Origin of the sequence: Streptococcus sp. XMC (assembly GCF_021341835.1) — a bacterium.
Lineage (GTDB): Bacteria > Bacillota > Bacilli > Lactobacillales > Streptococcaceae > Streptococcus.
In genome coordinates, this window is sequence record NZ_JAJTNQ010000003.1 from 85,531 (window position 1) to 103,942 (window position 18,412).

General features: G+C 37.1%; 21 protein-coding genes, 1 tRNA gene and 2 pseudogenes. 7 read left to right on the forward strand and 17 right to left on the reverse strand.

The window, feature by feature from the left end; translation table 11 throughout:
* The first annotated feature begins 113 nt into the window (after window positions 1-113).
* From LXO72_RS06915 to LXO72_RS06945, 7 genes are all read left to right on the forward strand, one after another.
* Window positions 114-1,385 carry a replication-associated recombination protein A gene (locus tag LXO72_RS06915; RefSeq protein ID WP_233331913.1) on the forward strand — a complete coding sequence of 424 codons (1,272 nt, stop codon included), beginning with the start codon at window positions 114-116 and terminating at the stop codon, window positions 1,383-1,385.
* A 262-nt stretch (window positions 1,386-1,647) separates the two neighbouring features.
* Window positions 1,648-1,720: transfer RNA gene (locus LXO72_RS06920), tRNA-Lys, on the forward strand.
* A gap of 96 nt (window positions 1,721-1,816) precedes the next feature.
* Entirely contained in the window at window positions 1,817-2,233 is a 417-nt protein-coding gene (locus tag LXO72_RS06925) for a helix-turn-helix domain-containing protein (protein ID WP_233331986.1), read from the forward strand.
* A 218-nt stretch (window positions 2,234-2,451) separates the two neighbouring features.
* Complete coding sequence (locus LXO72_RS06930; RefSeq protein ID WP_023022109.1) at window positions 2,452-2,967, forward strand: HdeD family acid-resistance protein; 516 nt, start codon at window positions 2,452-2,454, stop codon at window positions 2,965-2,967.
* A gap of 578 nt (window positions 2,968-3,545) precedes the next feature.
* Window positions 3,546-4,556 (forward strand): YeiH family protein, encoded by a 1,011-nt coding sequence (locus LXO72_RS06935; protein ID WP_154854022.1) that lies wholly within the window; start codon window positions 3,546-3,548, stop codon window positions 4,554-4,556.
* A gap of 519 nt (window positions 4,557-5,075) precedes the next feature.
* Window positions 5,076-5,489, forward strand: a complete 414-nt coding sequence (locus tag LXO72_RS06940) for a helix-turn-helix domain-containing protein (RefSeq protein WP_233331987.1) — start codon at window positions 5,076-5,078, stop codon at window positions 5,487-5,489.
* Between the two features lie 314 nt (window positions 5,490-5,803).
* Window positions 5,804-6,949, forward strand: coding sequence for a low temperature requirement protein A (locus LXO72_RS06945; RefSeq protein ID WP_233331914.1), 1,146 nt, complete (start codon window positions 5,804-5,806; stop codon window positions 6,947-6,949).
* Window positions 6,950-7,414: 465 nt separating this feature from the next.
* On the opposite strand, the gene LXO72_RS06950 is transcribed toward LXO72_RS06945, so the two are convergent.
* From LXO72_RS06950 to LXO72_RS07030, 17 genes and pseudogenes are all read right to left on the reverse strand, one after another.
* Window positions 7,415-7,954 carry a T6SS immunity protein Tdi1 domain-containing protein gene (locus LXO72_RS06950; RefSeq protein ID WP_233331915.1) on the reverse strand — a complete coding sequence of 180 codons (540 nt, stop codon included), beginning with the start codon at window positions 7,952-7,954 and terminating at the stop codon, window positions 7,415-7,417.
* Between the two features lie 161 nt (window positions 7,955-8,115).
* Complete coding sequence (locus LXO72_RS06955) at window positions 8,116-8,595, reverse strand: DUF6985 domain-containing protein (protein ID WP_233331916.1); 480 nt, start codon at window positions 8,593-8,595, stop codon at window positions 8,116-8,118.
* A 99-nt stretch (window positions 8,596-8,694) separates the two neighbouring features.
* Window positions 8,695-9,264, reverse strand: a complete 570-nt coding sequence (locus tag LXO72_RS06960; RefSeq protein WP_233331917.1) for a hypothetical protein — start codon at window positions 9,262-9,264, stop codon at window positions 8,695-8,697.
* A gap of 81 nt (window positions 9,265-9,345) precedes the next feature.
* Window positions 9,346-9,876, reverse strand: a complete 531-nt coding sequence (locus LXO72_RS06965; RefSeq protein WP_233331918.1) for a hypothetical protein — start codon at window positions 9,874-9,876, stop codon at window positions 9,346-9,348.
* A gap of 123 nt (window positions 9,877-9,999) precedes the next feature.
* Window positions 10,000-10,533, reverse strand: a complete 534-nt coding sequence (locus LXO72_RS06970) for a thiol-disulfide isomerase (RefSeq protein ID WP_233331919.1) — start codon at window positions 10,531-10,533, stop codon at window positions 10,000-10,002.
* A 57-nt stretch (window positions 10,534-10,590) separates the two neighbouring features.
* Window positions 10,591-11,544 (reverse strand): hypothetical protein, encoded by a 954-nt coding sequence (locus tag LXO72_RS06975; protein ID WP_233331920.1) that lies wholly within the window; start codon window positions 11,542-11,544, stop codon window positions 10,591-10,593.
* 6 nt (window positions 11,545-11,550) lie between these two features.
* Window positions 11,551-11,646 (reverse strand): annotated as a pseudogene (locus tag LXO72_RS06980) (beta-carotene 15,15'-monooxygenase); the annotation flags it as partial.
* A 45-nt stretch (window positions 11,647-11,691) separates the two neighbouring features.
* Window positions 11,692-12,354 (reverse strand): hypothetical protein, encoded by a 663-nt coding sequence (locus LXO72_RS06985; protein WP_233331921.1) that lies wholly within the window; start codon window positions 12,352-12,354, stop codon window positions 11,692-11,694.
* A 68-nt stretch (window positions 12,355-12,422) separates the two neighbouring features.
* On the reverse strand, window positions 12,423-12,590 hold the full coding sequence (locus tag LXO72_RS06990) for a hypothetical protein (RefSeq protein WP_233331922.1): 168 nt from the start codon (window positions 12,588-12,590) through the stop codon (window positions 12,423-12,425).
* Window positions 12,591-12,655: 65 nt separating this feature from the next.
* Window positions 12,656-13,333, reverse strand: coding sequence for a hypothetical protein (locus LXO72_RS06995; RefSeq protein WP_233331923.1), 678 nt, complete (start codon window positions 13,331-13,333; stop codon window positions 12,656-12,658).
* A 79-nt stretch (window positions 13,334-13,412) separates the two neighbouring features.
* On the reverse strand, window positions 13,413-14,099 hold the full coding sequence (locus LXO72_RS07000; protein WP_233331924.1) for a hypothetical protein: 687 nt from the start codon (window positions 14,097-14,099) through the stop codon (window positions 13,413-13,415).
* Window positions 14,100-14,138: 39 nt separating this feature from the next.
* A pseudogene (locus LXO72_RS07005) lies at window positions 14,139-14,798 on the reverse strand (hypothetical protein).
* Between the two features lie 76 nt (window positions 14,799-14,874).
* Window positions 14,875-15,573: a hypothetical protein gene (locus tag LXO72_RS07010; protein WP_233331925.1), complete on the reverse strand. Its 699-nt coding sequence runs from the start codon at window positions 15,571-15,573 to the stop codon at window positions 14,875-14,877.
* Between the two features lie 45 nt (window positions 15,574-15,618).
* Window positions 15,619-16,104, reverse strand: a complete 486-nt coding sequence (locus tag LXO72_RS07015; RefSeq protein WP_233331988.1) for an immunity protein YezG family protein — start codon at window positions 16,102-16,104, stop codon at window positions 15,619-15,621.
* 19 nt (window positions 16,105-16,123) lie between these two features.
* Complete coding sequence (locus LXO72_RS07020) at window positions 16,124-16,873, reverse strand: hypothetical protein (protein ID WP_233331926.1); 750 nt, start codon at window positions 16,871-16,873, stop codon at window positions 16,124-16,126.
* Between the two features lie 44 nt (window positions 16,874-16,917).
* A complete protein-coding gene (locus LXO72_RS07025; protein WP_233331927.1) occupies window positions 16,918-17,322 on the reverse strand; it encodes a glycosyltransferase in 405 nt (134 codons plus the stop codon).
* A gap of 517 nt (window positions 17,323-17,839) precedes the next feature.
* Complete coding sequence (locus LXO72_RS07030) at window positions 17,840-18,394, reverse strand: hypothetical protein (protein WP_233331928.1); 555 nt, start codon at window positions 18,392-18,394, stop codon at window positions 17,840-17,842.
* Window positions 18,395-18,412: the final 18 nt, after the last annotated feature.

The following is an 18,412-nucleotide window of genomic DNA, read 5'->3' on the forward strand; positions in this document are numbered from 1 at the left end:
TGTCCTCTTTCTATGCGACTCTTTAATCGCCCCGATTGCTCGGAAATATGCTAAAATAGATACTACCATCTTACCACATATACATCAGAAAATCCACGTTAGAAAGGACTGCTATGCCAGACAATCTCGCACTTCGCATGCGCCCTAAAACCATCGATCAGGTCATCGGTCAGGAACATCTGGTCGGACAAGGAAAAATCATCCGTCGCATGGTGGAAGCCAACCGCCTGTCCTCCATGATTCTTTATGGACCTCCTGGAATCGGCAAGACCAGTATTGCTTCAGCCATCGCTGGGACTACTAAGTATGCCTTTCGAACTTTCAATGCGACAGTTGATAGTAAAAAGCGACTGCAAGAAATCGCGGAAGAGGCTAAATTCTCTGGTGGTCTCGTCCTATTACTAGACGAGATTCATAGACTAGATAAAACCAAGCAAGACTTCCTCTTACCTCTCTTGGAAAGTGGTCTGGTCATCATGATTGGCGCTACGACTGAAAATCCTTTCTTTTCTGTCACGCCAGCCATTCGTAGCCGTGCTCAGATTTTTGAGTTGGAACCCTTGTCTAACCAAGATGTTAAAGAGGCCGTTCAAATAGCCCTGATTGACCCTGAAAGAGGTTTTGATTTCCCAGTTGAGTTAGATGATGATGCCCTTGATTTTATCGCAACATCTACCAATGGAGATCTCCGTTCTGCCTTTAATTCGCTTGATTTAGCAGTTCTCTCCACCCCAGAAAATGATGACGGTGTCCGTCACATCACGCTCGACATCATGGAAAATAGTCTTCAGAGAAGCTACATCACTATGGACAAGGATGGAGACGGACACTATGATGTTCTATCTGCCCTGCAAAAATCCATCCGTGGATCCGATGTCGATGCTAGTCTCCACTATGCTGCTCGCTTGATAGAGGCTGGTGACCTTCCTAGCCTAGCTCGTCGTTTGACTGTGATTGCTTATGAAGATATTGGCTTAGCCAATCCCGAAGCTCAGATTCATACCGTAACTGCTTTGGATGCTGCGCAAAGAATCGGTTTCCCAGAAGCCCGCATCCTCATCGCCAATGTCGTCATTGATCTGGCACTTTCACCTAAGTCTAACTCAGCCTACGTGGCTATGGATAAGGCCCTGGCTGACCTTAAAACATCCGGTCACCTACCAATTCCACGTCACTTGCGAGATGGTCACTATAGCGGTAGCAAGGAACTAGGGAACGCCCAAAATTATCTCTATCCACATAATTATCCTGGCCACTGGGTCAAGCAAGAGTACTTGCCTGAAAAAATCCGCAACCATAGCTACTTCTCACCAGAAGATAGTGGAAAATACGAACGGGCCCTGGCTCAACGCAAGGAAACCATTGATAAATTACGAAATTTATGAAATCCTTTTCAAAATTTTTAATTTTCCCTTGATTTTTTTTGAAAAAGTGGTATCATATAATCATAGAAACGCTGTGGTGTACGACTTTACATTTAAGTGTTGACCGACTATTTTGTGTATTATTAGGGAAACAAAAGTCTTCTAACAGCATGTAGGCCGTCTCACACGGAAACAGCTTCAGTTAGAGCGAGTTGCCCACCTGCTTAATTGCGCGGGTTCAATACAAACCGTGAAGTTTCGGCACCAATACAGCTTTTTATTTGCCTCCTTAGCTCAGTTGGTAGAGCAGTAGACTCTTAATCTATGGGTCACAGGTTCGAGCCCTGTAGGGGGCATCTAAATCAACAGGAAAAAGCCTTTATTTATAAGGCTTTTTTGCTTGTCTATAACTGATTTGCCCCATCATTTGCCCCACATTTTTTTTATGAGCAATCTTTCCAGACATCTCTGATTACGAAAAACAAAAAAGCTATCCTACCTTTGCAAATTTGGATAAGATAGCAGAATATTTTAATGCAACTCCAACCCAACTCTTTGGAACTAGTAAAGAGATTGAGTTAGAAAAGAGTGTTCTTGAATCTAATGAATACTCTGATAAAGTAAGTGAGATTTTAAAAGCTGTCAAATACATCGAAGATTTTCTAGAAACTGATGGACAGTACTTAGAGGATTTACTTTACCTAACAAGAGGCAACCAACTATACACAGAAGATGGAGATGAGTTGTATATTGATCCAACTTCTCAGAAAAGAACACTTCATAACCAATATGAACCTGGTTTTATTGTAGCAAGGGATAAATCTCCACTAGAACTCTTAATTGAAAATAAGGAATTGTTTGATAAATAGAAAAAGCGAGGATAACCTCGCTTCAGATTGAAGTTAAAATCTTTAGAAGACACTTTTATAAGGACTTTGTCTTCAATCTGTGAAAAGGAGTGAAAACTCCTTTTCTTTTTGTAAGTCAGACTGAAACTTCCAAATTGTTTATTTATTTTATTGACATTTTCTATAAAAATAAGTATAATAGTTTTATTAGAAAACTATACTATATAGGGGGTATTGAAATGAAATTTTCTAATCGTTTACTGCTATTCCTTGCAGGAGTTGTTTTTGTCCTTTTAGGACTTTTCCTATTTACAAACCCAGTAGCTAATCTTGTTGCTTACAGCTGGTGGATTTCATTTGGTTTACTGGTTTCTTCTATAGCAGCTATTTTAGGCTATTTCTCTGCACCAAAAGAGCTTCGCTCACCTGTTTATCTTTTCCAAGGATTTGTTAGTCTTCTCTTAGCTCTTTACCTCGTTGCTTATGGCTTTGTGACCCTGCCGGTCGTCATTCCGACCATTGTAGGAATTTGGTTAATTGTAGAAGCCATTATTGCTTTCTTTAAAGGCAATCGTCTAAGATTGACTTTCCCTATTATTGGTAGCAATATCACGTGGGTAGCCTTGCTTGAATTTTTACTAGGTCTAGTGATTCTGTTCAATCCAGTGGCTACAGGTGTCTTTGTCGTTTATGTCATTGCCTTTTCAGTTTTAGTTACTGGCTTCACCTACATTATTGAGGCCTTTCGTAAATAGTCTAGTTGCTATTTCTATCGCATTCAAAAAAGCTGGGAAATCATATTCTCAGCTTTTTCGTCTCTTTAATTATCACTTTTTCGCATTCCATTCTGCGTAGAATTGCTCCAAGTATTCTTCCAAAAAGTGATGGCATAGTGCTCTAGCATTCGATAAGTTGCAATAATAACCGGTCGAGAACGGGGCATCGACTCAATCATACCGAAAATAAAAGAGCGAATGTTATCTGCAAAAAGAAAGCTTAGATTCTTTGCGATTTCAACAAAAAAAGCACTGTTTGTACTGATCCCAAAAGTTAGATTTTTTCTGTCTAACTTTTGGGGTGCAGTACATTTTCAACTCTCTTATTTATTTTCTTATCTCACATAATTACTTCACATGTCCAGGCTCATCAAATTCATTTTTTTCAATAACATATGCCACATTTGCATCCTTATTGAACAAAGAACATATATCTATTATGCTACAAAAGCTTTCTGACCGCAAAATTCCATTTATTTGTAACCTTCTTCCTACTTTCTATTTTACTTTTCTGACAGATAAGATTATAATAAGGAGTATTTTTTTCGGAGGTTTTTATGTCATTTCTATCAAAAAATTGGGCAGGACTGTTAGTCTGTCTGATCATTTCTATCATCTCTTGGGTTTTAGGAGGATTTCTTCCTGTTGTGGGAGCACCTGTTTTCGCCATTTTTATCGGAATGATTCTCCATCCCTTTCTCACTTCCTATACACAACTGGATGCTGGCTTGACTTATAGCTCAAAAAAACTGCTTCAGTATGCTGTTATCTTGCTTGGATTTGGACTCAATATCTCTCAAGTTTTCGCAGTTGGAAAATCTTCCCTTCCTGTCATACTTTCGACCATTTCTATCGCTTTAATTATTGCTTTCTTTTTCCAACGCTTTTTTAACCTTGATACAAAGCTAGCTACCTTGATTGGAGTTGGATCTTCTATCTGTGGCGGTTCTGCCATTGCAGCGACTGCTCCTGTTATTCACGCCAAGGAAAAAGAAGTAGCCCAAGCCATTTCTGTTATCTTTTTCTTCAATGTCTTGGCAGCTCTTATCTTTCCAACTCTAGGTTCTTGGCTCCATCTTTCCAACGAAGGTTTTGCTCTCTTTGCGGGTACTGCGGTCAACGATACTTCCTCTGTAACAGCCACAGCTAGCGCTTGGGATAGTCTTTACAATAGCAACACTCTTGAATCTGCCACTATTGTCAAACTGACACGCACCCTGGCTATTATCCCTATCACTCTCTTCCTCTCCTATTGGCAAAGCCGTCAACAAGGCAACAACCAAGGGGTAAAGCTTAAAAAAGTCTTCCCCGTTTTCATCCTCTACTTTATCCTAGCTTCTCTGCTAACTACTCTTCTCACATCTTTCGGTGTCAGCAATAGCTTCTTTTCACCTCTCAAAGAACTCTCTAAATTCCTTATTGTCATGGCCATGAGTGCTATCGGCCTCAAAACCAATCTCATTGGATTAATCAAATCCAGTGGACAGGCCATTCTTCTCGGAGCCATTTGCTGGATTGCCATCATCCTGACTAGTCTTGGCATGCAATTACTCATCGGTATTTACTAAGAAAAAAGGGAGCCTAAAGGCTACCTCAGAACGTAGACAAACGTCATTTTTGGCGTTTGTCTTTTTGTATGTTCAAAGATATTTTGTCTTATCATATACTATTCCATCCAAAAATCTGATTTAAATCAAAATAAAAAGGGATATTCCCTATCCATTTCGATAATTTTTTCATTAATTTGTTTTTCCATTTTATCCTCCGATTAGTCTCGCACTGATATTTATTGATAACAACACTATATATCTAGTATAGCATAATCGTCAGATATTATAGGTTTTCAAACCAAATGAGAGTCATTCGTTTTTGCCCCATTTTTAAATCATGACATTGGAAATACCTAAAAGTACTTCCCTAAAATCACTTATATTTCAATATTTTTAATTACTCTCAATATGAAAATCCTTTCCAAATCCATGTAGGGGGCATCTAAATCAACAGGAAAAAGCCTTGATTTAAAAGGCTTTTTTTGCTTATCTATAACTGATTTACCCCATCATTTGCCTCACATTTTTTTATGATCAATCTTTCCAGACATCTCTGATTATGAAAAACAAAAAAGCTATCCTACCTTTGCAAATTTGGATAAGATAGCAGAATATTTTAATGCAACTCCAACTCAACTTTTTGGAACGAGTAAGGAGATTGAATTAGAAAAGAGTGTTCTTGAATCGAATGAATACTCTGATAAAGTAAGTGAGATCTTAAAGGCTGTCAAATACATCGAACATTTTCTACAAACTGATGGAGAGTACTTAGAGGATTTACTTTACCTAACAAGAGGCAACCAACTATACACAGAAGATGGAGATGAGTTGTATATTGATCCAACTTCTCCGAAAAGAACATTTCATAACCAATATGAACCTGGTTTTATTGTAGCAAGAGATAAATCCCCACTAGAACTCTTAATTGAAAATAAGGAGCTATTAGATTAAATAAAAAAAGCGAGTTTTAGGCTCGCTTTTTCTATTGTATAATCTTATTCTTCAGTTCTTCCGGTTGCTTAGTTGCATTGAACTCAACTCGTTTTGTTGTTCCATCTTTCTCAGTATGATAATAACTTGAATGTTTCAACACCCATTCTTTATTACCAATCATCAAACACTCCGCCTGTAAGTTGGTACATGAGGTAAATGTGTCCAAGGTTTTTACAATTCGCGCCACATGAAATTATTTAAGCATATCCTTTTTCTCTCATTACCATTTTCTGTTATAATGAATTGTATTTCTAAAGTAGAAAGGTATTAAGATGACAAATATTATTAAACATAAGCGTGTAGAATTTTCAGAACTTTTTTATGACCTAGTTTTTGTTTTTGCAATTTCAAAAGTAACTACTTTAATTGAGCATCTTCATAACGGTATTTTGACTTGGAATTCTTTCCTTGATTTTTTCATGGCTGTCTTGGTTCTCACCGATTCCTGGATGATTCAAACCCTTTATACCAATCGCTATGGAAAGAACTCTTTATTTAACATGGTAATCATGTTTATCAAAATGGGAATTTTACTCTTTATAGCCAATATGATGGGACCTGATTGGCAACAATATTTTCATTATCTCTGTTGGGCTATTGGTACATTAACCTTTACCTTATTTTTACAATATTTGGTTGAATTTTTTAGAAAATCAACCGATAATGCTAATCGGGAAAGTATCAAAGGTTTTCTATGGATAACAGGTCTAGGAAGTTTAGGAGTCTATCTAGCAGCTCTTCTTCCTATTTACGTTGGGGTCTCTATCTTATTTGCTAGTATTCTGCTAACATTTATTATGCCAATTATCTTGCTTAGTAAAGATAAGCATTACCAGGTAAATCTCCCCCATTTAATCGAGCGCATCTCCCTTCTTGTCATTATTACGTTTGGAGAGATGATTATGGGGCTAGCTAACTTCTTTACAATCGAGAATTTCTCGATTTATTCGGTTCTTTATTTCATAATTATGATTTCTCTGTTCTTGTTTTATTTTGGTCAATTCGACCATGCTATTGATCAAAAATCTAATCAAAAGGGACTATTTCTAATTTACAGTCACTATCCTATTTTCATTGGGCTTATGATGATGACTGTATCGATGAGTTTTCTTCTGAATCCTGAAGCTAATCGTCTCTTTGCAACCAGCTTCTCTTATATCGGATTTGGCCTCTTTCAAGCTGCTGTCCTAGTAAATGGGCCCCATAACAAACACTATCTTCGCTATTCGAAAAGTTACTACTGTGTCCAAGCGACACTCTATCTGGCTGCCTTGATTCTCTCTTTAATCTTTGCTTCTAATCCTATAATAGTAGTGAGTATAACAACCATTTTAGCTCTAGCTATAGCCACTCATTTTATTTATTTTTATATGACACAGAATAAAAAATATTCCAAATCTAACTGGGGGTTCTTTTAATGAGTTTATAACATAAAAAAGCTTTGGGAACCAAGGCTTTTTTTTCATTAATTTGTTTTTCCATTTTATCCTCCGATTTGAACTCGCACTGACATTTATTTATAACAACACTATATATCTAGTATGGCATAATCATTAGGTATTATAGATTTTCAAACCAAATGTGAGTCATTCGTTTTTGCCCCACTTTTGCCACGTTTTTAAAGCCTGACAGTGAAAACACCTAAAAGTATTTCCCTAAAATCAGCTATATTTCAACACTTTTGTTTATTTTCAATATGAAAAGTTCTTACAAATTCATGCAGGGGGCATCTAAATCAACAGGAAAAAGCCTTAATTTACAAGGCTTTTTTGCTTGTCATTTCGTTTTTTTGCCAAAATTTGTACCAAATAATTTATATTCACCAAATTAGCGAGTCTCATCCAAAGAATCGAAAAAACCACCTCGAGGATGGTTCTTTTTTATCAATCGTCAAACACTCCGCCTGTGAGTTGGTACATGAGATAAATGTGCTCCAGAACTTTGACTTTATCCATGTAATCCACATCTTTAAAGCCTCCTAATGCTAGGAGCGGGACAAAACCGAAACACTGGTTATAAGACAAAGGACCATGTTTTGACACAGCCTGTCTATATAAATCCAGTTCAAATTTTTTTGTAATATATTCGTTATCTAAAAATCGAATAAATAAATCCATACCCTTACAAATAATATCCAAATCTTGAATATTATATTGGACAATTCCCACATAGGCATTCACTTCCCAAGTAATAATATCTCCAAATGCTGTTACGAACATAGGAAAAGCGGCATCTCCTCTGAAATAGCTATCTCGGAGAAGTTCAAGATAGTCATCTGGATTAATGACTTTTAGATAACCATCTAAGAATGTTCCTAGACCATCCTCCTGCCAAATTTGAACTAACTCAGCTGGAACTTGATCCTTGTATTTTTCAATTACTTCTTGGGGCATATCTGCCACTTTTACATAGTTTTCTAGCATATTTTCCTCCAATTTATTTTCTATTCACGTTTCACTCTGCCTCTAGTATACCATAAACTATATGTACCAGCTTTGATCAAGTCATAAAGAAAACCACCTCAAAGGTGGTTAGAGTAATCCGTTTTCTTCTTGAACTAGTCAGTTATAGGAGAAAGAAATATCTATAGAAGGATGTCTTGAGATCCAATCTCAGACAGAATACCATTGGTAAACTTTATCCCTACTCCGTTTTCCTTGTCCCAATCACAATCACATATAAAACCAAATTCTTCAACATGTTCATCAAAAGTCAAAGGGAACATAATTTGTTTGGGTTTCAACAGAGAATAAATTTGTTCCTCATCTCCAATTTTATCCAAAAAATATTGTTTTTCGCCGATATTGGTGTAACCCAAAACAATGCCTGCTATTTCATTATTATAGTATGACACGATGGCAGTATTCGATTCTTTGATAATTTCATCTAAGTGCTCTTTAAAAAAGATATATGCTCTTTCTTGATTGACTTCAAATTCTCCATCAGCATCTGCGTCAATATTCATTTCTAAGACAGACTTCTTACCAAAAATAGTTACCGTAATATCTTGAGTCCAACCATAGTTATAGTTTATTTTTCCAAAAATTTGATGATTCAATTCCATTATTTACAACTTCTTATCTACAAACCTAATCTTTTCTAGGAGAACTGACACATTCATCAATTTAACCCTAAAAATTCAAGTTATATTTTGGCGGTTCTTCTATTCACCTGTCACCTGTGCTTCAAACCTAATATCCCTGTCTGAAATATTCGTTATTTTTATTTGTTTTGAGTTTGGAATCTCAAATTCCCAAGATTCTTTAGATTGAAGAACGACACCTTCTTTTGATAAATTGATACTATTATTTGGATCATTTTTTATTATTTTTGTTGGGATATTACTTGATGATGAGTAGGTTTCGCTAATTTCTTGCTTCAAAACATCATAATTCGTCCCTACAAGGTTCCCTTCTCCACGCTGCCACCATGAGGTTTTCCCAGATAATTCTAATTTCCCACCAGAAATCTTAGATAGATATAATTTTGGGGAAAATTCTTTTTGTTTTGAGGTTGGAACTTTTAAAACTATGGAATCTCCTGGTTTCAAGGTGTAACTCGCATTTTTGAAATACAAATAAATATAATAGGAAAACACAATCGCTACAATAGCAACCACTCCAGAACATCCTAGATTCCATTTATTAAGTTGTTCTCTTTTATTTTTCACACGCACTGCTACCTCATTCCTCCTCAGCAACTCAGATTGAGACATATCACTAGTCTGCTCCAAGATCCTCTCTCCAAATATCCTTGTCGGTCACATCACCTCAATTTTTGGGGCTAAAGCGACTAGAGTAGATGAAGGTCCAGTTTACCTATCCACCACTCGCGCTTTAAAATGGGCCGGTTTGTCGTCTACATTTGTGATGGTGATCTTGTAGGGCTTTCGTTCCGTCACCCCAAATACTTCCTCTACTTCTCCTTGAACCACTATCCCATCGTTTTCTAAATAGATGCCCTTACTTTTATCATTCGGTAAATCTTTACGCTCTGTTTTGTCTTTTAAAAAAATGAGCTCCGTTATTGTTTGCTTTTCAACATTATAAACTATATTACTATCTTTCATCCCCCAACCTTTTCGACCGGACAATTTTAACTTAGCATCGTCTAATTTTTTAAAATGGAGTTCCGAACTATACTCCAACTGGTCCGTATTGGGATGAACTCTCAATTGAACACTTTGACCAGGCTGGAGGGTATAGCTTCCATACGTAAAAATCGAATAAATAAACCAGACCGCAAATGAAGCATATAAGAAGCCAATGATCTTTCGTGAACGTTTGCTTGTAAAACGACGTAAAAGTAGGACAAGAGAAATAATAAAAATCAGGGGTGTTATCATTTATCTTCCTTTCTTGCAACTTGAATGGGTACTCACACTTTAAGATTCATTTTTAAATAAAACAAAAAGCAAAGAACGGGCTCGAACAATCACGAATGTATGTAGCAGCACCTATATCTATATTTAGACATATAAGATCCGATACATATTTTCCATGAAACCGTCAATCTCGCCTCGAACAATTTTCAACAGACGCTCTTCGTCGGATTGCGAGATAGAGACTCCTTCTCTTTTTCCACTGTCGTTATCCTGAGAATAGTTAGAATAAACTAAATTAAGGTCTTTATCTAACACGAAAGCTACGTATGTTTGTTTATCATTAACTTGTGTAGTGAAAAATAACTGAAAATCTTTTGCATCTTTCTGAGGAGGGCTGATTTTCAAATGTAGGTCTCCTTCTATTTCAAGCGGATAAATGACTCCATCTAGACGAATGGCACCATCAGATGGAATGATGTATCCCGCTTTACGTATTTGAGATGCGTACTTTTCCGACGTCATTAAACAATGAAAAACTGCGATTCTATCCTGTTTTTCAAAAGCTATTTTTAGAGTACTGGATTCTTGAGAATTTTTAAAAGTGAGATACAAAGGAATGACTAATAAGATAAAAGATACTATTATCAACCACTTAAACTGTTTCATTTTATCTAACATTACTCTTACCACCTCTTTCTAAATAGTCAAAGAAGGCTTTCTGATTCTTCTTTCTCTCTATCTCTTCTTTTTAATCTGATAAAAAACAAAACTGATCGTAGCATCCAATAGAATTGAATAGCCAAAAATTCTTATTGTCCATATTAGCCAAATCGGGCTATTTTCGGCATCTATATTCAATAGTTTTAAAGACACTGCTAGAGTCAAAAATAAGACAACTTCTGTAGTCAAGCGGTGTTTGGCCTTTTTGAGATCTATGGTTTTCAAGAAGAACTGACTCTGGTCTTCCTTCGGTCCTTCTTCCCAATAGGTCTTATCCTTACTTCTTAGATAAAGGAGATAGCCAACTTCGACGATCAATCTCGAAAAAGCTGAAGTAAATACTATGTTACTGACAATCCCAAATGTTTGCACATAATAACCGGATAAACTAGCCAGCCCTCCGCCTAACAAAGTGATTCCGAAAATAATCCAGAGGGAGGATTTGCTATAGACACTGGAGGTGGTGATAGAATTCCCAGCAGCTCGTTTTTCTGAAAAGCCTCGTCCTAATTGCTTTTTTAACCAGCTGACATTATAAAGCGTCAAACAGATAAATAAAACAGTGAAACTCAACCAATAAATCTGCGAGTAGATCAGCGAATCTTTTAGAACTTCATTTGTTAAAATAGTGAGAATATAATCCATTAAAACTAATGAGAGATGGAGCCCATTGATCAGTACAAAGAGCATCACAGTACTAAAAAGTTGATGCTTATAGATGAATGCTTTGCTGAATGACATGATTTGACAGACTAGCATGAGCAATAGAAGGAGACATAAAAAGAGAAAAGGGACATTCGAAAAAGGATCTACTGTGAATTGCTCCTTGATAAAAAAGTATACATGAGTCAGGTCGATGCTCAATACAAACAAACTAGCCCAGGCCAAACTCAACATTCTAACAGAAGCTCGCGTGGAACCCAGCGCTTGAAAATATTCCTTATTTAATGCTTCTGACTGACGGTTCATATCCCACTACTCCTCTTCTAGCTGACCACTTTTGACCAGCTTTTTGTAATAGCGTTTACTGTACCATTCGCGGTCACTAATTTCTAGGTATTCTTTGTATTCCAGACGTCTTCCGAGAAAAAACATATTGACCTCTTTCTATTTTCTTTATTCTATTTCCTTTTTGACGCGATGATTTCTATATCGCTCAACTGCCTTCAACCATCGGATCATATTATTTTGCCACAGTAATAACGCTGCGACAGCTGGCAAAATCCCCATCAGGCTTAAAGGAAATATCTCACTGCCGATTGGTGTTCCCATCATCTTCAAAACGAGCATGAAAAGGACAGAAATCGGACCCACCAAGCCCATGACAGCTATAAAGGCTGTGAAAATCCAGGCAAATAGCTTCTTACCAAGAGTAACATTCTTATCTGAAAAATTATTACAAAAGAGATTGCTATTGACGGCTCTTCTGAAGTTTTCCTTGCTGGTAGGCTCCGCTAGGGAAACATTTTTGTAGAGTGCTCGCTCCACAATCACCAATAATAAAATGACTTCCAACAACCAAGTTAGCAGAAAATAAATCAGGGTTCCATAGTTATAGACACCTGTAAAAAAGCGCGTTGCTGGAAAAAACTGCAGGATGCTACTAACCGCTAAAAGAGTACAAATTGACAAGATGATGTGTTTTCGATTCCCACGCGCCACATCTGTATTTAAGAGTTTGCTCTTAGGAGCTGCTAGGGGATTTCGTGGCTCATTGACATGGACATATATGGCCTGACCTTGGCTCTCTCCTATATAAATCACTTCCCTAAAAAACATGCTTTCCTTTCTCCTCTAACCAACTGATCTTCCTGAAATAATAGCCTCATCTAAAACTAGCTTGATTTTTAATTTTCTCCAGAATCTTTTTCTAGGAGCTCTGGACGCTTCTTCAAGTAGGCCTTCCCATACCATTCCTCTACAGTCTTACCCTCCCACTCACGGTAGTCCTCTGGGTATTTCCATTTATAATATCCTTGAAGCATAAATGGAAATATTAGATAAATTTCTAACATAACAAATAACAAATCACCTACAAACCAAATAAGCAAAACTCCTAGGATATCCAAACTGAGACCTATCATCTGAGGAAAATCAACCTAAAAATAAGCAAAACTACAATAACTCCAAAACCATATTTGAAGATAAATGCACCCACTTTATGAAACAGTGTCCCCAGCCAGTCTTGTGCACCTTGTGCATCTTCTTGTTTGCCATATAGTAATGACAGTAACGAAGTTCGCCTGCTTCGGACGATAATGTAACACATAAGCCCAAACAAAACAAAGAAAAGGATTGTTCCTGTCGCTTTCATCGTACTATACAAAAATGTCAATAAAAATAGATTCATTTCGACAATCAACCAAATTAGGAATGTGACAAATAAGTGAAATTGTCCTCTATATATAAGGATAAACTGCTGAGAAAATCGTTTCCCAAAAAGAATCAGTAAAAGCCATATAAGTAAGAAAATAATAAATAGCCAGTTGGGCAAGAAATTATGAACCGGTGGCAATAGAGGAGAATCCTCAGAATGATGATAAAGATAATTAGTTAAAGCTGTTATAAGCCAATTAGGACCGATTATGAAAACAATTGTTAAAACAGTCAACCATACATAGGATTTTAAAGTACCTCTGTATTTCTCTTTTTCTTGAGCAGATGCTAAATTTTTATTAGAAAATTCTCCTGAAATGGGATCATCCTGTAAATTTAGACTCTCTTCAAAACTTGCCTTAAAAATAGATTGTTTCTTCATTGACTCCATCCAATTTTATTACACTCTTGATCAATCGCTCTATAATGATCGGCCATTTAACGGCCACTTTTTTGTAAAATCACAACTCTTCATATTCTGGATGCTTTCGGATATAGATGGCTGCGTAAACGGCATCCACGATAACCGCCGGAAACGTTAATGTGATTAACATCCCTAAGAAGAGACCGAAGATTCTCTCTATAAAGCCTGTCATCACGGCTATGAACAGCAACAAGATCCCAATAACTCCCAAAATGTTGAAAAGCCATTCTTTTTTCTTACTATTCACCTTATAGGTTTCCCATTGGTTAATCTTCCAAATTTTTCCTTGATTTTGAGGGAGATAATACCAGGCATAAATCAAGGTCATCCCAAGGAATAAGAGCAAGATGGGAATGAGATAAAACATGGTGAAGCTGGAATCATTGACTGTTCGAGCACTAATAGAATCCTCGCCCGAGGTAAACATCAATAGGCCAATAAAGGTGAAGCTGACAACTATTGTCCAAGCTACCAAGCCGATTAAGATGTAGGTCAGAGATTTAAAGCGATTCACTAAAGAGTTAAAAAGGCCAAAGATAATACTAAATCCATTAATCAGAATACAGGAAAGAAATAAAATCTTGATAATACCAATCCTATCTTCATAGCCACCCGCAAAATATAAAAATGCCGTAATCGGTAGCATGATCCAAGGAAAAAATTTAATATAGCCTAGACTAACCTCATTCGTGATTAAAGGGCCGTGGTAGCGTTCTTCGATCATCCTTATCCTCCAAGTCATTTAGCTAATCCTGAATGGTGCTCAACTCTCTGCATCTTCTTTAAATCGTACTTTTCCTTGGCTGTATAATTTCATAATTTTCACAAAACGAACTGGATTGTTTTGATTATACATTAACACGAGTACATAGAATAATAATCCACCTAGCCAGAATTCATTACCTAGTTCAATCTCCTGACCAAATTTTTGAGTACAGCTATAAAAAACATATAACAAGTAGATATTAGTGGCAATGATTAGAAAACGAACGAATCGGAAGATTTTCGTTGACAACTTAGCTGGATCAAAGTTATCTTCCCCCACCATCAAGTTATGAGAAGCCGCATAGTAAAAGACCTTCTCTGTCGTCGGCCGGGCCTTGCGAACATTTTTATATAGTCCTCGTTCAAGAATCGCAAACATGAACAAAAACTCTGCCAACCACAATAATAGGATAAAAGTCAGACTGGTCCAGTTGTAGACTCCTATACTCATAGCCGCAAGGAAGCCAAAGCCACCTGTTCCACCAGCCATGAAGAAAATCACCAATTCAGGAATTTAGGCGTTGGTCTTTCGAGCCCCTTCCGTATTGAGCAGGCCACTCTTGGGAGCAGCCAAAGCCTCCCTCGTCTTTTGGTCATAGTAGACCGCTTGTCCATCACATTCGCCGATAAAGACGCGACGTCGTCTCAGAAAAAACATACATACCTCTTTCTAATCATGAAAATAAGTTCTTAAAATCTCCTAACCATTAGGAACAAGCTTCAAAATGAAAAATCTACTCTTCATATTCTGGGTATTTGCGTACATAGCGCGCCGCCTGAACTCCATCCACTATGAGAGCTGGTAAAAAGAGGTTCATCAAGATGCCCAAGAAAACACCAGCAATATTCTCAATGTAGCCAGTGAGAATAGCTGGCGCTAACAATACAGCTACAAAAGCAACTCCAACATTAAACAATCGCTCTTGCTTCTTGCCTTTTTCTTTACCAGCATAAGTCTCCCACCGGTTGAAAGCCCAGATTTTCCTCTGATTTTGAGGAAGATAATACCAGGAATAGAGACCAGTAGAAAAAAGCAGGATACAGAGAGCTACCAGATTATAAACCAGCGCCAAGCCTGAATAGATTTCATCTTTACCAACTAGCATAACCAAGCCTGCAAAAGTAATGCCAACATTTAAAATCAAAACAAGTATGGAAATAAAAAGATAGATAAAACTCTTAAATCTCACAATAAAACGATCGAAGAAAGAGATTGGGATTGCTACACCACTAATGAACATGAAAATAATGAACAAGATTTTATAAATGCCAATATGATCGACATAGGTCGTCCCAAAATATGCCATAAAAGAGAATGCTAAGCTAATCCAAGATAGAAGCTTGATATAACCTAGACTAACCCCATTTGTAATCAAAGGACCGTGGTAGCGTTCTTCCATCACTACTTTCTTTTTCTTTGAAGCTTTTGACATGAACTCCCTTTCCTTATCTGGACTGATAAATCTATTCCAAGCAAACTAGTTCTCATTATGCTCTCTTTGGAAGGCTTCCATGGCCTTGAACTGTTCTAGTTCTTTTTCATTTCGAGGTTCAAAACCAAGAAACTGATATCTGAAAAAGTTCTTACGAGCTACTGGTCCAAAATGACTTTCCAACCATGGAGCGTAATCGAAATCGACTGATAACTTGTTATTTTCATCTAAGTGAATGATACAAATATACCAATCTGCCAAATCATTCTCAACGAACACTTTTTTCAGTTCTTCAGATTTTTTAAATAAAATCTTATTCTCGTTTAGAACTTCCATCATTGATAGGCCAAAATCATCTGACATTTCAAGATGGTAATGATAGTGATTTTTATATTTAAAGAAGAAATATGCACTTCCACTATAGGTCTTGTCCATCTCTATTACAATATACAAATCATCCCACTCAACTGGAATCATATCATTGGCTTGATGCACGATTTCAATAATCTTCTCATTCATTTCTTTTTCCATCATGTCCACTTTCTACCTTCTACTTAAAAACTTGGTTTTTATCCTTCTCTAGCTCGGTGATGACAAGTTCTTGATCTGCTCCCATCCTCACTTTTAGATAAACATCTGGATTGTCATCGTCTCTACATATCACATTAAGTTTTCCAGCACGGAATAAATCCAATATATCAAAAATCTTGGTAAGATTATTTTGATTATATAATACAAAAGAAACACCTAATAAAAGTCCAGTTGCAATAATTTTAAATATTTCTCCTCCAATAGGATTACCTAACAAGTCTTTATAATTAAAAATAAAATCATAGGCATAGAAGAATCCAACCAAGGGGACTAGAAAAATTAATCCTTTTATCAAGCGTGTAGCATTGCGGCTATCTTTTTCACTCATCTCCATCTCTGCCTCCTCGTCCTTGGCTTCGTCTGACTTTTCCATAGTCACCAGACAAACCGTTTGGGTAGTCACTTGAGCCCTGTTGACATTTCTATACAAGGCTCGTTCTACGAGGATCGTGATAAAAGCAAATTCTGCTATCCAGATAAGAATAACACTCCAAAAAGTTGTCATGCTATATGTTCCTTGCACAAATATACTAAAGAAGGATGTAAGGCCACCTCCGCTAAACATAAAGAAAACAACTAATAAAGGAATATGCCTGTTCATTTTACTTGATTTCTCTGTATCTAATAGTTTACTCTTTGGAGCTTCTAAAACTTCATGGGTCTTACAATCATAATAAATAGCTTTGTCGTAATATTGATTCAAATACATACGACGTCTTCTAAAAAACATATCTGTCCCTTTCTCACCCCAGTCTATCTCAAGTATTTCTTGGCATAGTCTTCGTAGCTTGGTTGCTCTTTTTTATTCATCGCATACAGCAAGAGTCCGCTCAAATCATCCTTTTCTGAACTCGGTTGAATCATGATGGCAATATTTCTATCCTGATCTGGGAAAATCACTGAATAAGACTCACCATTTTGCTCGATTTTGTAGTATACAAGGTTCCCTTTTTTCTCAATAGACTTTTGTTTATAGGGATATTCTTCTCCGTCTACTGTCACAGTGTCCTTAGTAAAGACGAGCACACCATTTTTCTTATCGCCTGTTTGGACTTTCCATTCCCCTTCAAGCTTAGCCGAAGACGTACCACAAGCCGCTAACAGAACCAAAGAAAGAGACAGAAGAACCGCAGCCATTATTTTTTTCATTTTACCCATTATGATTTTACACTCCTAAAGTTTTATTATTTCCCTCTCCTACAAAAAACTCGGCCCCCTTTCACTCACTGGTAAAAACAGCCCTAAACTCATAGAATCGGGGAAATTTACATAGAACTAGTATACCATAAATGCTAGGTGGCAGAATGCATCTGGACACAATAAAACCACCAAAAAGGTGGCTATGAAACATAGATCATTTTTTTATGAAGCGGATGTAAAGCTCAGAAAAATAAATATAGTTATTTGTTAACTTTATTCAAACATCTACTGATTCTTTCCGCTGTGAGAAAAGTGGCTGAAATGCTAAAGTTTCAGCCACTCGGGAGTTTTGAGAGTAAAACAGTTCGGGGAACTGTTTTAGCCTGAGCCTAAGAATTGAAAAGCGAAGGGGTTCAAAACTAAGTCATGGAACTTCCTGGATTGCTGAAATCATCCACTGGATAATTTCACCTAACCTCCGTACTCACCTAAGGAAAGGAACTGAAGATGTGACTTTTCTTACTGACAGCTCATCCTACAAGGCTTTTGCCAGCTCTCCTAATTTTTCGATTCGATCATGAAGGGTTTCTACATTGAGATTTTCAAGCTGGTAGGCGCACAACACACCATTCTCATAAAAGACTTGCTCGGGTAGCTGGACCTGCGGTGGCTGAGGACACTCAATCATGACTACACTGAAGACTCCACCAGGCCCAGTTTGCTCCATGGTATTGCCCACAAAGTGATAGGTAAAGGCTCTGAATTGCCAGTCCTTGTAGGCACCTGAGATCACATAGGCTACCTTTCGCTCATGACCACGGCCAAAGGGATAGTGCGTAAAGTTGGCATATTTTTCAACATAGGGACTTTGGAAAGGAGTGATGGTCCGATCCTGATCCATCTTCTTCTTCGAATAATCTCTGTAATAGTCATTCCCCTGTGCTCGATCGAACTGGTAACCATGCAGGGAAGCAAAAGCCTGATACTCCTTATTGCTTTTCTGAGCATGATTAATAGCCCAATAAACAATCCCTACAACGAAAACAAGAATGACAAGCATTAAAATAATAAATAAGGTAACAAAAACCATACCATACTCCTTCTATTA

Bases quoted from the DNA above. Each gene is read 5' to 3' on its own strand.
- LXO72_RS06915 (WP_233331913.1), top strand. From the start codon at position 114: ATGCCAGACAATCTCGCACTTCGCATGCGCCCTAAAACCATCGATCAG.
- LXO72_RS06930 (WP_023022109.1), top strand. From the start codon at position 2,452: ATGAAATTTTCTAATCGTTTACTGCTATTCCTTGCAGGAGTTGTTTTT.
- LXO72_RS06935 (WP_154854022.1), top strand. From the start codon at position 3,546: ATGTCATTTCTATCAAAAAATTGGGCAGGACTGTTAGTCTGTCTGATC.
- LXO72_RS06945 (WP_233331914.1), top strand. From the start codon at position 5,804: ATGACAAATATTATTAAACATAAGCGTGTAGAATTTTCAGAACTTTTT.
- LXO72_RS06950 (WP_233331915.1), bottom strand. From the start codon at position 7,954: ATGCTAGAAAACTATGTAAAAGTGGCAGATATGCCCCAAGAAGTAATT.
- LXO72_RS06955 (WP_233331916.1), bottom strand. From the start codon at position 8,595: ATGGAATTGAATCATCAAATTTTTGGAAAAATAAACTATAACTATGGT.
- LXO72_RS06965 (WP_233331918.1), bottom strand. From the start codon at position 9,876: ATGATAACACCCCTGATTTTTATTATTTCTCTTGTCCTACTTTTACGT.
- LXO72_RS06970 (WP_233331919.1), bottom strand. From the start codon at position 10,533: ATGTTAGATAAAATGAAACAGTTTAAGTGGTTGATAATAGTATCTTTT.
- LXO72_RS06975 (WP_233331920.1), bottom strand. From the start codon at position 11,544: ATGAACCGTCAGTCAGAAGCATTAAATAAGGAATATTTTCAAGCGCTG.
- LXO72_RS06985 (WP_233331921.1), bottom strand. From the start codon at position 12,354: ATGTTTTTTAGGGAAGTGATTTATATAGGAGAGAGCCAAGGTCAGGCC.
- LXO72_RS06990 (WP_233331922.1), bottom strand. From the start codon at position 12,590: ATGTTAGAAATTTATCTAATATTTCCATTTATGCTTCAAGGATATTAT.
- LXO72_RS06995 (WP_233331923.1), bottom strand. From the start codon at position 13,333: ATGAAGAAACAATCTATTTTTAAGGCAAGTTTTGAAGAGAGTCTAAAT.
- LXO72_RS07000 (WP_233331924.1), bottom strand. From the start codon at position 14,099: ATGATCGAAGAACGCTACCACGGCCCTTTAATCACGAATGAGGTTAGT.
- LXO72_RS07010 (WP_233331925.1), bottom strand. From the start codon at position 15,573: ATGTCAAAAGCTTCAAAGAAAAAGAAAGTAGTGATGGAAGAACGCTAC.
- LXO72_RS07015 (WP_233331988.1), bottom strand. From the start codon at position 16,104: ATGGAAAAAGAAATGAATGAGAAGATTATTGAAATCGTGCATCAAGCC.
- LXO72_RS07020 (WP_233331926.1), bottom strand. From the start codon at position 16,873: ATGTATTTGAATCAATATTACGACAAAGCTATTTATTATGATTGTAAG.
- LXO72_RS07025 (WP_233331927.1), bottom strand. From the start codon at position 17,322: ATGGGTAAAATGAAAAAAATAATGGCTGCGGTTCTTCTGTCTCTTTCT.
- LXO72_RS07030 (WP_233331928.1), bottom strand. From the start codon at position 18,394: ATGGTTTTTGTTACCTTATTTATTATTTTAATGCTTGTCATTCTTGTT.